Below are 12,577 nucleotides of genomic sequence, written 5' to 3' on the forward strand. Positions count from 1 at the left end.
TGCATCCAGGGCCGGTTCAGAAGGGGTTCCATGCGGATCGGTACGGTCGATGTCATGACGGTCACTGCGCCGGAGGCGCCGGTCCGGGAGCTGGTCCGTCCCGCCCCCCGGCGAGGCTGGCGCTGGTGGCTCTACTCGGCGCTGGTCGCCGCCGGGGCGGCCTGGTTGGCCTTTGTCGTGGCGCACCTCGTGCTCAGCGGGCAGTGGTGGCTCTGGCTCGCGGTGGACGCCATCCCCCCGGTGTTCTTCCTCGCCATCCCGGTGGTCCTGGCGGTCGGGGCCTTCCCCTGCCGGCGGTCACGGGGGCCGGTGGCGCTGCTCGCCGCCACCGCGCTGCTGCTCGGCGCGCCCCTGTCGGGGATCAACGTGCACCGGTTCGGCGGCGGGGACGGCCCCGCCCCGGCCGATGCCATCCGGGTCTTCACCTGGAACACCGGGTACTGGGACGAGGACGAGGAGACCGAGGCGTTCTACCGCACGCTGCGGGAGGCGGACGCCGACGTCTACCTGTTGCAGGAGTACTGGTACGCGAAGACACCCGAACCGCTCGACCCGGCGGCGACCCGCCTGCGGGCCGAGTTCCCCGGTTTCCACATCGCGATCGTCGGGGAGCTGATCACCGTCTCCCGGTTCCCGATCCTGCGGCAGTTCCCGCTGGACGCACCGGACCTGCCACCCCCCACGGGAGGCAGCACCGACCACTGGCTCTACAAGACGCTGCGTACGGACCTGGATCTCGGGCGGGGACGGGTGCTGTCGACGTACAACGTGCACCTGCCGGTGCAGTTGTCACCGGACGACGGTCCCCTGGACGGAGACTTCTACCGGGTCGTCAAGGACCAGCACGGCCAGCGCGAACCGCAGTTCCGGGCGCTGGCCCGCGACGTAGCGGCGAACGACAACCCGATCCTGCTGGCCGGCGACCTCAACACCAGCCCCGCGATGGGCGACGTACGCAAGCTGCCCGACGGCCTGCGCGACGCCGCGTACGCGATGCCCTCGATCTACCCGCGTAGCTGGGCCGAGTCGTCCAACTGGCCCCGCTGGTGGCGACTCGACTGGGCGTTCGTCTCCCCCGACGTACGGGTCCACTCGTACGGGTTCGGCAGCGCCCACGGCCTGTCCGACCACCGCTCACAGCAATTGGTGATCTCGACCGGATAGCCGGAACGGAACACCGGAAAGCAATGGTCGGGACAATTCCGCACCGGTTCGGGCGGGGAATTCGACGCGCCCTGTCACCGATACAGGGCGCCATACGATCGGCCGACAAAGATATTCGTGGCCATTGTTTTTTTGTCGACCCGCCGCTAGCCTCGAATTGTGCGAGTGTCGGTGGTCATTCCGAATCACAACAAGGAAAAGACGATACGGGCCTGCCTCACAGCGGTTTATGCGCAGACCCACACCCCGGCCGAGGTGGTCGTGGTGGACGACGCCAGTACCGACCGGTCCCGGCAGATCGTCGCCGATTTCGACTGCACCCTGGTGGCGTTCCCGGTCAACCGGGGCGTCTCCGCGGCCCGCAACGCCGGGGCGGCACGGGCCGGCGGCGACGTGCTCCTCTTCGTCGACTCCGACATCGCGCTGGCGCCGGACGCGCTGGCCGTCGCGCTACGGACGCTGCGCGAGCATCCGGCCTGCGGGGTGGTCCAGGGGATCTACGACCTGCACCCGCTCTACGCCGACGGGCCGGTCGAGTCCTACAAGACGCTGTTCGAGCACTTCTGGCGACGGCGTGACGCCGGGCTGGCCACGTCCACCATGTTCGCCCTGACCGCCGTGCCACGTGACGTGTTCGAGCTGGTCGGCGGCTTCGACGAGCGGCTGCGCGACGCCGAGGACATCGAGTTCGGCACCCGCCTGCCGGCGTCGTACGAGATCCGGACGAGCGCGCAGATGGTGGGGCGGCACGACGACGTGGACCGGCTGTGGCCGTACGTGTCCGAGCTGTTCCGCCGCGCGCTGACGTACGCCGACGCGGTGGTGCTGGCCCGGTGGGCGCCCCGGCCGGTCCCCGAACCACCGCCGGACGGGCGGGCACCGCACCGGGTCGACCGCGCCTCGGTCGCGGGTCTGCTCGGCAGCGCGCTCGCGGTCGCCACCGTGCCCCTGTTCGCCGTCTCCCCCTGGCTGGTGGCGGTGCCTCTGGGCCTGCTGACGGTGTTCCTCGTCGCCGACCGGGAGCTGCTGACCTTCGCGCTGCGCCAGCGGGGACCGGCCTTCCTGCTCTACGCGACGGCGATGCGTTTCCTCACCCACCTGACCGAGTTCGCCGGGCTGTCCATCGGGGTGGGCCGGGCGTTCGTCCGGCGGCTGCGGCCCGGCGCGGCCCGTCCGGCGGCGCTGGGAGCGCGGCGATGACGCCTGGGGCCCACGACACGACGCCGCCACCTGCGGCCCGGGCCGGGGTCAACTGGTGGCGCCTGGTCAACCAGGCCTTGGTCGTGGTGTTCGTGGTGGGGCTGACCATCGGCCTGGTCCTGTTCGTACGCGACCAGGACTGGGCGCCGGTCCGGTCCCTGGCAGCCCAACTCGACCCGGTACGGCTCGGCGCCGCACTGGTCGCCGCACTGCTGATCAACGCCTCCGGGCTGCTGCTCGGGATGCTCTCCTGGCGGGCCCTCTTCGTCGACCTGGGTGCGCCGGTGAACCGGTGGACGGCGTACCGCTTGTTCTTCGTCGGGTTCCTGGCCAAGTTCGTGCCCGGCCGGTTCGTCGCCCTGCCGGTGCTGCTCCGGATGGGCAAGGAGATCAACGTCGGGCCGGTCCGGCTGGCCGGCGTTTTCATGCTGAGCTGGGCGGTGGTGGCGCTGACCGGGGCGACCGTCGCACTCGCCGCCGGCCCGGCCGTGCTCGGCGGCACCACCGGCTGGCTGGTGCTGGCCACCGTGCCGCTGGTGGTCCTGTTCGCCCGCCCGGACCTGCTCAACCGGGGGCTGGCAACGGCGGCCCGGCTGCTGCGGCGCCCACCGCCGGAGGTCAGCGCGTCACCGGCCGGTCTGCGCCGGGCGATCACCTCGCAGTCGCTGTCCTGGGTGATCTCCGGACACCACCTCTGGCTGCTCGCGGTCACCGCCGGCGCCCCGCCCGCGAGGTCGTACCTCATCTGCGTCGCCGGGTTCGCCGCCGCCACGGTGGCGGGACTCGTCGTCATGATCGCGCCGGACGGCCTCGGCGTACGGGAGGCGGTGCTCATGGTCGGCCTGGCCACCGTCATGCCGCTGTCGGTCGCCACCCCTGTGGTGCTGGCCAGCCGGCTCGTCTGCGCGCTCAGTGAGGTCGCGATCGGCGCGGGCGGGCTCATGATCGCGCAGTACATGCACCGGCGCCGGACCGTTGTCGACCGCACCGCCGACCCGGCCCTGGCGAGCTGAACTCACCGAAGAACAACGCATTCTCCCTCGACCCGTACGCGACCAGGAATGTCGGTGATCTCATGTCCAACGGACTCCTCCGGGCACTGTCGCGATTGACCAGAATCCCGGTACGCCTTTTCGTCCGCCCCAATCGCAGAATCAACGCGGCGATGTGGGACACCCAGTACGCCCTCGGTCTGTGGAGCTATCTCGACGGCATGTCCGACGGAACCGTACCGCTGTCACTGATCGAAACCTGGGCACCGCAACCGACCATTCTCGACCTCGGCTGCGGCACCAGCGCCAATCTGCCACTGGCGCCCGGGTCGTACCGGCACTACCACGGGGTGGACATCAGTCGTAAGGCCATCGCGCAGGCTCGGGCGCTGGGTCGACCGAACACCTCGTTCGACGTCGGCGACATCCGTACCTTCGACTCGTCGGAGCGGTACGACGCGATCCTGCTGCGCGAGGTGATCTACTACCTGTCCGGTGCCGAGTCCGCGGCTCTGCTGCGCCGGCTGCCCGCGCTGCTCACCCCGCGCGGAAGGATCGTGGTGCAGGTCTACGACGTGTCCCAGACCGGGGAGTTCGTGGAGGTCATCCGGACCTGCGGCGTACCGGTGGTGGCGGAGGTGCCGACATGGCTCGGCGATGGGCCGGCGGGCGCGTTCTTCGTGCTCGCCGCCTCGGCGGAGCACCCGTCCGCGCAGTCGGGTGGGGTGGACGGCAGGGCCGTCGCGCCCTGAACCGGCGCGGTCGCGGGACGGGCCGCCCCCGTACGGCCCGGCGTCGAGGTGGTTCAGACCGAGACGCGGCGGTCCCACCAGGGGCGTACCGCGACCGGTTCGCTGCGCAGGAGCCTGCGGTGCAGGTCCTGGAGCTGGTGTCCCGGCTCCACTCCGAGCCGGTCGGCCAGGGTGATCCGGGCGTCCTCGAAGGCGGTGAGCGCCTCCGCCCGTCGCGAGGTCTGGCCGAGGGCGACCAGCAGCAGTTCCCAGAGCCGCTCCCGCATCGGCTGCTCGGCGAGCATCCACCGCAGCTCGGAGATCAGGTTCTCGTCGTCACCGAGCAGCAGTCGTACGCCGGTGGTTTCCTCCACCACGTCCTGGCGCAGCTCGGTGAGCCGGATCCGCTCGGCCTCGGCGAGCGGGCCGGTCGCCTCCTGGAGCGCCGGGCCGGACCACCGACCCAACGCCTGCTGGAACATCCGCAGTGCCTGCGGCAGGTCGGACTGGGCCCGGGCCGCACGGGCCAGCTTGATGTCCCACTCGAACCGGGTGATGTCGACCGCCCCGTCCGGGATGTCGAGCGTGTATCCGGGGCGGGTGGAGCGCAGCACCTGAGCCAGGGCGGGTCGCCGCCCCGGCGGCTCCAGCACCCGCCGCAGCCGCCCGATGTAGGTGTGCACCATGTTCTCCACCGAGTTCGGCCGCCGCCCGACCCAGATCGCGTCGACGATCTGCGCCACCGACATCACCATCCCGCTGCGCAGCGCGAGCACCGCCAACACCTCACGCTGCCGTGGCGTACCCAGGTAGAGCGCGTACCCGCAGCGTTCGGTCCGGATCGGTCCGAGCAGCGAGATAGAAAGGTCATCGTCCGGCATAGGTCTCTCCCACCCAAGCTGTCGACAGGCGTGGCACCCGGCTTCCCATCGGTGCTGGCCGTGGCTCCGGTGGCGACCGACCCGACACGCTCACGATCACCGGCCGCCCTCGGGGGTGACGAACCGCAGACCCCGGTCCAACAGTCGGGGCAGCACGGTCTCCAGGGCTTCCACGGTCTGCGAGCGGTCGCCGCCGCCGTCGTGGCAGAGCAACACCTGCCCGGCACGACCGCGCGACAGCTTCCGCGTTATCCGGCGTACGCCCGGACTGCGCCAGTCGCTCGGGTTGACCGTCCAGTCGACCGCGCTCAAGCCAAGATCCGCCGAGGTGCGCAGGACGTCCCGGGACCAGTTGCCACCGGGGGCGCGGAACAGCCGGGGGCGCAGACCGGTCGCGTCCACGATCTCGTCCTGGGTACGGGAGATCTCGGCCCGCATCCGCTGCGGGGAGAGCGCGGCGAAGGGCTGCGGGTGCGACATCGAGTGGTTGCCGATGGTGTGCCCGGCTGCCAGCACCCGGCGGGCCAGCTCCGGCTGTTCGCGTACCCGGTCGCCGATCAGGAAGAACGTGGCCCGGACCTGGTGACGGGCCAGCAGGTCGAGCATGCGGGGCGTCCACTCGGGGTGCGGGCCGTCGTCGATGGTCAACGCGATGCCGGGACCCGGCACACCGAACGCCGGCAGGTGGCCGCCGCCGAGGCTCGCGCGCCGGCGCAGGAACTGCTGACCCCTGATCGCGAAGAAGAGATAGTGCAACGCCTGCGCGGACAGGTACGACAGGCCGCGCGTCCCGTCCGCCGTGCCGCTCATCGCCGGGACTCCACGGGTGCCGTCCGGGTCGGCCCGAAGTCCCGGTCGGCCAGGTGCCGGATCCCGCCGACGGCCGCACCGGCGGCGATGGTGAGCTGGACCAGCAGGTGCACGCCGTAGAAGAAGACCGCGAACGCGGGGCCGCGCTGGCGCAGCACGAAACGCAGCAGCCCCGGGTCGGCGGCGGCGAACAGCCCGAAGAGGACCAACGGCAGCACCAGGAACACCGGGCCGAGCAGGACCAGCGGTACGGACAGCGGCACCAGCACCGCGGTGAGCAGGCCGGCCGGCCCGTTGGCGCGGATACCGGCCGGTCCCCGTTCGGCCAGGGCGACCGGGACCAGCATCTGCGAGCGGCCGAACTGCTTGCGCAGCAGCTTGCCGAGGTGGCTGTCGTCGTCGTGCCGGCAGACCACCGTGTCGGTGAGTACGGTCCCGTACCGGTCGGCCAGCCGGTCGCCCCACTCGACGTCCTCGGAGGCACGCAGCTTCTCGTCGAAGAGGCCGACCTCGGTGAAGGCCACCCGGCGGGTCACGCAGACCGCGAACAGGGTGGTACGGACCCGCCCTACGTTGCGTAACCGCCAGTAGTGGCCGTGCAGCAGGCGGTACGCCTCGACCGGTCCGTCGTCGAACATCGGCCGGAGCGCGTAGATGCCGTGTACGCAGGCCACGTCGGGCTGGTCGCGCAGAATCGCCAGGGCGTTGTCCAGCGCCTCGGGTTCGGGCGCACAGTCGGAGTCGAGGAAGAACAGCATCTCACCGGTACTGGCCCGAATTCCCCGGTTGCGAGCGGCCGCCGGTCCCATATTGTGGTCGGCGACGAGCAGTCGGCAAGGGAACTCGCGGGCGATGTCCCGGGTCTCGTCGGTGCTCGCGTCGTCGACCACGATAACCTCGGTGATCGGATGGCGCTGCGCGTAGACGGCTTCCAGGCAGGCCCGCAGGGTTTTCGAGCTGTTGTACACGGGGATGATGACCGACACCGTCGGGCGCATGATCAACACCTCACCGGAGCGCAGGGGCGAATGGTCGGGACATTGACACATCGAAAACGATCGTGCCGCGACTACGCTATCCACCCGCATTGGGACTGGCAAGCGTTGCCTTGAGTAGTCAAGGTTCCGTCCAGGGCCGGTCCAGAAAAGATTCCGGACCGAACTATAGCGTCGCAGTATGTCCAATTTGGTCAGCCTCGACGATTGCGACCGGCTCACTGTTCGTGAGGTTCATGACCTCTATCGCCGATACGTCAACGCCAGCCAGGTCAGCCTCATGACCTCGTTCGGGTTCGGCCGCGAATTGGTCGACCACGCCGAGGGTGCGTACCTGGTGCTGCGCGACGGGCGGCGCATCCTCGACCTCACCGGCGGCGTGGGCGTACTCAACCACGGGCACAACCATCCCCGCATCGTGGCGGCCCGACAGCGGTTCGCCGACCAGCGGCGGATGGAGGTGCACAAGACGTACTTCTCGCCCTACCTGGCCGCACTCGGCCACAACCTGGCCCAGCTCCTCCCCGGCGACCTCTCGATGTCCTTCCTGCCGAACTCGGGCGCGGAGGCGGTCGAGGGCGCGGTGAAGCTGGCCTACAAGTACCACCGGGGGCGACGCGGGACGGTCCTGCGGGCCGACTGCGGATTCCACGGGAAGCTGCTCGGATCCGGCGGGCTCACCGGCCAACCGTCGTTCGCCTTCCCCACGATTCCTGGCATTGTTCCTTTTACCTACGGCGACCTGGAGTCGGTCCGCGCCGCGCTGGCCGCACATCCGGATGACGTATACGCGGTGATCGTCGAGCCGTTCAGCGCGTCCACCATACAGTGGTGCGACGAAGATTTCCTTCGTGGACTCCGCGAGCTCTGCACTCAGCACGACATAGTGCTCATCTTCGATGAGATTTACACCGGGTGGGGCAAGACCGGCAGCTTGTTCTATTTTATGCGCTATCCCGGCCTGGTCCCGGATGTCCTCACCACGAGCAAGTCCTTTGGCGGCGGGAAGTCCTCCATTTCGGCCTTTGTCGCTCGCGAGCCGATTTTCCGCAAGGCGTACGACAACCTGACGGACGCGCTGTTGCAGAGCACCAGTACCACCTACTACGGCATGGGCGAGGAGTGCGTCACCGCGCTCGAGGCCATCAACATCGTGGTGGAGGACGACTATCCGGGCCGGGCCCGGGAGTTGGAACGTGTGCTGGAGCCCGCCCTGCACCGGCTGGCCAAGGAGTTCCCGGACGCCGTCGGTCGGGTGGCCGGCGCCGGCGCGCTGTGGGGTGTGCACATCGACGGCGGGCCGAAGATCCTCGACCTGGTCTCCAAGGTCGCCCCGGCCGGCATGGCCCGCGACCCGAGGTTCAAGGCGAAACTCGTCACCTGCGCGGTGATCAACGCCCTCTACCAGGACCACCAGATCTTCACCTACTACACCCTCAACGGGCTCAACCCGCTGATCCTCGGTCCCTCCCTGGTCACCGAGCCGGCCGACGTGCAGCGCGCCACCGACGCACTCGGCGAGGTGCTGAGCCAGGGGCTGACCCGGCTGGTCACCCGGTTCGTGGCGCAGAAGGTGGGGTCGTCGCTGTGGTGATCACCATTACCGGGGCCGCCGGCATGCTCGGCTCCCGGCTGGCCGAACGGCTCGCCGCGGACGGGCACGACGTCCAGGGGGTCGACCTGCGCTCCGCTCCCGGCGTCACCGTGGTCGGGGACATCCGGGACCCGAGGGTGATGGACCGAGCCACCGCCGGTGCCGCCACCCTGATCCACTGCGCGGCGGCACTGCCCAGCTACCCGGCGAACGAGATCCGCTCGATCATCGTCGACGGCACCGAGAGCGTGCTCGCCGCCGCGCACCGGGCACGGGTGGGGCACGTCGTGCACGTCTCGTCCACCGCCGTCTACGGGCTGCCGAAGCTCGTACCCACGCCGGAGGAGCACCCCCGTACGCCGGTCGACACCTACAGCGCGGCGAAGGCCGCCGCCGAGGAGGTCGCCGAACGTTACCGGGCCGGCGGCACCAAGCTGTCGATCCTGCGGCCGAAGACCTTCCTCGGTCCCGGTCGGATGGGACTGTTCGCCATGCTCTTCGAGTGGGCCGAGGAGGGGCGCAACTTCCCCGTACTCGGCCGGGGTGACGTACGGATCCAGATGTTCGCCGTCGACGACCTGGTGGACGCGGTCGTCACCGTGCTGAACGCGCCGGACGACGCGGCCAACGACACGTACAACCTCGGTGCGGAACGGTTCGACACCCTGCGCGCGGACTTCCAGGCCGTACTGGACGCGGCCGGGCACGGCAAACGGGTCGTCTCCCTGCCGGCCCGGCCCGCGCTCGCCGCGCTCGACCTGCTGGAGCGCACCAAACTCTCCCCGGTCTACGGACGGTTGCTGCACAAGCTGATGGGCGACTCGTACGTCAGCATCGACAAGGCCCAGCAGCGGCTCGGATTCGCCCCGAAGCTGTCCAACCAGGACGCGATCCTGCGCACCTACGAGTGGTGGCGCGAACAGCGTCACCGGACCGAGCCCGCGCAGCGCGGACGGACCAGCCGCGATCCCTGGCGGCAGGGCGCCCTGGCCTTCGCGAAGATCTTCTTCTGACCGGAGGGCCCCATCGTGACCGCCGTCGAGACCACGGTCGAGCGGACCGTCCCCGCCGCCGCACCCCGCGCCACCACCAACGTGCTCGCACTGGCCCGGCACCTCATCACGCTGACCCGTCCCGGCCACTGGATCAAGAACATCCTGGCCGTACCGCTGGCGCTGGTCGACGCGCCGGCCTGGAACGGGCCGACGCTGCTGCGTACCGGCTGGGCGGTGGTGGCGTTCACCCTCGCCTCGTCACTGATCTACGTCGTCAACGACATCGCCGACCGTCGGCTGGACCGGGCGCATCCGGTCAAGAAACACCGGCCGATCGCCGCCGGCCTGGTGCCGGTGCCGCTCGCCTGGTTGCTCGCCGCCGGGCTGGCCGGACTGCTGGTGGCCACGGTGCTCGCCGGGCCGAACATGTCCTGGTGGCCGCTGGTGGTCTACCTCGCGCTCAGCGCAGCGTACAGCCGGCGGCTCAAGCACCTGCCGTTGCTCGACATCTGCGTGATCGCCGCCGGGTTCGTCCTGCGGGTGCTCCAGGGGTACGCGGCCACCGGCGGGGAGGCGTCCGGCCTGCTGCTGACCGCCGTCTTCACCGGCTGCCTGGTGCTGATCCTGGGCAAACGCCGGGCCGAGATCGCGGTCGCCGGGGTGTCCCACCGACCCGCCCTGGCCGGCTACAACGTCCTGCTCGCCGACCACCTGCTCGGGCTCAACGCCTCGCTGGCCGCCGCCACCTTCCTGCTCTACCTCCACACGGAGGCGCCGATCGACCCGCTCCGCCCGGCCGTGCTGATGGTCGTGGTGCCACTGGGGCTGCTCGCCGCCTTCCGCTACCTTCAATCGGTCCTGGTGCTCAGGCTCGGCGGCGATCCCATCCGGGCCCTGTTACGGGATCCCATGATCGTGACCAGCGCCGTCCTGATCGGCACCGCGCTGGCCGTGGCGGAGGTCGCTGCCCGCTATCCGGAACTGCTGACATGGATGGACAGATGAACAAGCCGCTCGTCTCGGTCATCGTGCCGAACTACAACTACGCCCGCGCGCTCGGTATGTGCCTCACCTCGCTCAAGGCGCAGACCTACCCGAACCTCGAGATCATCGTGGTGGACGACTGCAGCACCGACGACTCGGCGACGGTCGCGCGGTCGTACGGCGCCCGTGTGCTCCGTACGCCGGAGAACTCGGGACCGGCGGCGGCCCGCAACCTGGGCGCGGCGAACGCTTCCGGCGAAATCCTGTTCTTCATCGACTCCGATGTGGCGGCCAAGCCGGACGCGGTCGCCAACGCGGTCGAGGTCCTCGCCTCCGACCCCGAGATCGGGGCCGTCTGCGGCAACTACGATCCGGTGCCGCTGATCCGGGACAGCCTGGTCGAGGAGTACCGCTGCCTGCAGCAGTCCTACTGGCTGATCGCCGACGAGGGCCGGATCATGACGCTCTACACCGCCCTGCTCGCCATCCCGGCGGCGGTGTTCGCCGAGATCGGGCCGTTCAACCCCCGGCTGCGCGAGACCGAGAACGCCGACTACGGACTGCGGCTGGCCCAGCGCTACCAGATCTGGCTGACCCCACGGGTACGCGGCGTGCACGACCACGACCACGAGCTGCGGGTGCTGGTCCGCAAGGTGTTCACCCGGACCGCCCTGCACATCCCCATGTACGCCCACAAACCCGAGTTCCCCGGCGGGCTGAGCAGCGGGCCGCGCGCCTGGGTGAGCATCGCCGCGCTGTTCACCGTACTGACGGTGGTGTTGCCGGTGCTGCTCGGACCGGCGTTCCTGCTGGTACCGCTGGTCACCTTCGCCGCCTTCGTCGCCGGGGACCTGCCGATGTACCGGTTCGTCCTCCGGGAACGCCATCCGGTGTTCCTGATCTACTTCGTCGCGATGCACTTCTTCCTCAACGTGGTCATCGCGGCTGCCGCACTGTCCGGAGTGATCGCGTGGCTCTCCTCGGCCCGGTTCCGCCGGCTCTACAACCGACCGGAGGCGGCGACCCGATGAACCCGCAACCCCTCGTCTCGGTGATCGTGCCGAACTACAACTACGCCGAGTCGCTGGACCTGTGTCTGCGGTCCATCCTCGACCAGACGTACCCGAACGTCGAGATCCTGGTCGTCGACGACTGCAGTACGGACCAGTCGATCGCGGTCGCCGAGACGCTCGGCGTACGGGTGATCAGCACCGGGGTGAACGGCGGCTGCGGGCAGGCCCGCAACATCGGCGCCGCGAACACCAGCGGCGAGCTGCTCTGTTACGTCGACTCCGACCTGGTGATGGCGCCCGACGCGGTGGCAAACGCGGTACGCCTGCTCGCCCGCGACTCGACCATCGGGGCGGTGTGCGGGATCGAGGACCCCGAGCCGTTGCTGCACGACACCGCGGTGGCCCGTTACCGGGGTCTGCAGTACCACTACTGGTCGATCAGCTCCGAGGGCGACATCTCGTTCCTCTTTCCCGCGGTCTGCGTGATCCGGCGGGACGTCTTCGACGAGATCGGCCCGTTCAACCCGGCGCTGCGGCAGACCGAGGAGGTCGACTACGGCTACCGGCTGACCCGGCGCTACCGGATGGTGCTCACCTCCGACGTGCACGGCCGACACGACCACGACCACGAACTGCGCGGGCTGCTGCGCAAGCTGTTCCACCGTGGACGCCTGCGGATCCCGCTGTACGCCCGCGCCCGCCGGTTCAGCAAGGGCTTCGAGACCGCGTCCCGGGCCGGTGGCAGCCTGGCCGCGTTCGCGGTGCTCCCGGCGCTGGTGGCGCCGTTGCTGTTCGGCCCGTGGGCGGCGGTGCTCCCGGCCGGTCTGCTGGTCACCTCGCTGGCCCTCGACGCCGGCATGTACGGCTTCGTCCGCCGCCGGCACGGCGTCGCATTCCTGGTCTTCTTCGCCGGGCTGCACTTCGTCGTCAACGTGACCATCACGCTCGGGGTGGCCACCGGCGCACTCCAGTGGCTCGGGTCCCGGACCTTCCGGGGCCTCTACGACGCGTCGTTCCCGGTCGACGGAAGGCAGGTACGGGGAGCGATGTGACAGTCCCGCCCGCACGGGTAGCGCGAACGGCGTGATCGTGCTTACATTATTGGCAGAACGGCCGGTCATCTCCCCCCGTGGATGCCCGGCCTTTCTCCTGTCCGGGGTTCGTCAACCCCGCCCGGTCGGCGTGGTGCGTGTCGCCCCCGCACCAAGATCCGAAGAG

12 protein-coding genes are annotated in these 12,577 nt (G+C 69.9%); 9 read left to right on the top strand and 3 right to left on the bottom strand.

Annotated elements, in window-relative coordinates; genetic code table 11:
• The first annotated feature begins 54 nt into the window (after window positions 1-54).
• The 4 genes from OIE47_RS36565 to OIE47_RS36580 all read left to right on the top strand — a co-directional run bounded on the left by OIE47_RS36565 (window position 55) and on the right by OIE47_RS36580 (window position 4,108).
• The gene (locus tag OIE47_RS36565) at window positions 55-1,164 is read left to right on the top strand and encodes an endonuclease/exonuclease/phosphatase family protein (protein ID WP_326559125.1); all 1,110 of its coding nucleotides are present in this window, start codon (window positions 55-57) and stop codon (window positions 1,162-1,164) included.
• 171 nt (window positions 1,165-1,335) lie between these two features.
• Window positions 1,336-2,364, top strand: a complete 1,029-nt coding sequence (locus OIE47_RS36570) for a glycosyltransferase family 2 protein (RefSeq protein ID WP_326559126.1) — start codon at window positions 1,336-1,338, stop codon at window positions 2,362-2,364.
• Window positions 2,361-3,377, top strand: a complete 1,017-nt coding sequence (locus OIE47_RS36575) for a lysylphosphatidylglycerol synthase domain-containing protein (protein WP_326559127.1) — start codon at window positions 2,361-2,363, stop codon at window positions 3,375-3,377. Before OIE47_RS36570 ends, OIE47_RS36575 begins: the two co-directional genes overlap by 4 nt.
• A gap of 62 nt (window positions 3,378-3,439) precedes the next feature.
• A complete protein-coding gene (locus OIE47_RS36580) occupies window positions 3,440-4,108 on the top strand; it encodes a class I SAM-dependent methyltransferase (RefSeq protein ID WP_326559128.1) in 669 nt (222 codons plus the stop codon).
• Between the two features lie 53 nt (window positions 4,109-4,161).
• Here the strand turns inward: OIE47_RS36580 and OIE47_RS36585 are convergent, their stop codons facing one another.
• The 3 genes from OIE47_RS36585 to OIE47_RS36595 all read right to left on the bottom strand — a co-directional run bounded on the left by OIE47_RS36585 (window position 4,162) and on the right by OIE47_RS36595 (window position 6,785).
• A complete protein-coding gene (locus tag OIE47_RS36585; protein ID WP_326559129.1) occupies window positions 4,162-4,968 on the bottom strand; it encodes an AfsR/SARP family transcriptional regulator in 807 nt (268 codons plus the stop codon).
• A gap of 96 nt (window positions 4,969-5,064) precedes the next feature.
• The gene (locus OIE47_RS36590; RefSeq protein WP_326559130.1) at window positions 5,065-5,778 is read right to left on the bottom strand and encodes a polysaccharide deacetylase family protein; all 714 of its coding nucleotides are present in this window, start codon (window positions 5,776-5,778) and stop codon (window positions 5,065-5,067) included.
• A complete protein-coding gene (locus tag OIE47_RS36595) occupies window positions 5,775-6,785 on the bottom strand; it encodes a glycosyltransferase family 2 protein (protein ID WP_442792204.1) in 1,011 nt (336 codons plus the stop codon). Before OIE47_RS36595 ends, OIE47_RS36590 begins: the two co-directional genes overlap by 4 nt.
• Before the next feature lie 268 nt (window positions 6,786-7,053).
• Between OIE47_RS36595 and OIE47_RS36600 the strand changes: the two genes are divergently transcribed.
• From OIE47_RS36600 to OIE47_RS36620, 5 genes are read left to right on the top strand one after another with little or no spacing between them, the layout of a single operon-like run.
• Complete coding sequence (locus OIE47_RS36600) at window positions 7,054-8,367, top strand: aspartate aminotransferase family protein (protein ID WP_326563336.1); 1,314 nt, start codon at window positions 7,054-7,056, stop codon at window positions 8,365-8,367.
• The gene (locus OIE47_RS36605) at window positions 8,361-9,380 is read left to right on the top strand and encodes an NAD-dependent epimerase/dehydratase family protein (protein WP_326559132.1); all 1,020 of its coding nucleotides are present in this window, start codon (window positions 8,361-8,363) and stop codon (window positions 9,378-9,380) included. The genes OIE47_RS36600 and OIE47_RS36605 overlap by 7 nt, the downstream gene beginning before the upstream one ends.
• A gap of 15 nt (window positions 9,381-9,395) precedes the next feature.
• A complete protein-coding gene (locus OIE47_RS36610; RefSeq protein WP_326559133.1) occupies window positions 9,396-10,367 on the top strand; it encodes a UbiA prenyltransferase family protein in 972 nt (323 codons plus the stop codon).
• A complete protein-coding gene (locus OIE47_RS36615; protein ID WP_326559134.1) occupies window positions 10,364-11,377 on the top strand; it encodes a glycosyltransferase family 2 protein in 1,014 nt (337 codons plus the stop codon). Before OIE47_RS36610 ends, OIE47_RS36615 begins: the two co-directional genes overlap by 4 nt.
• Entirely contained in the window at window positions 11,374-12,411 is a 1,038-nt protein-coding gene (locus OIE47_RS36620) for a glycosyltransferase family 2 protein (RefSeq protein WP_326559135.1), read from the top strand. Before OIE47_RS36615 ends, OIE47_RS36620 begins: the two co-directional genes overlap by 4 nt.
• Window positions 12,412-12,577: the final 166 nt, after the last annotated feature.

The organism is Micromonospora sp. NBC_01796 (assembly GCF_035917455.1).
GTDB lineage: Bacteria > Actinomycetota > Actinomycetes > Mycobacteriales > Micromonosporaceae > Micromonospora_G.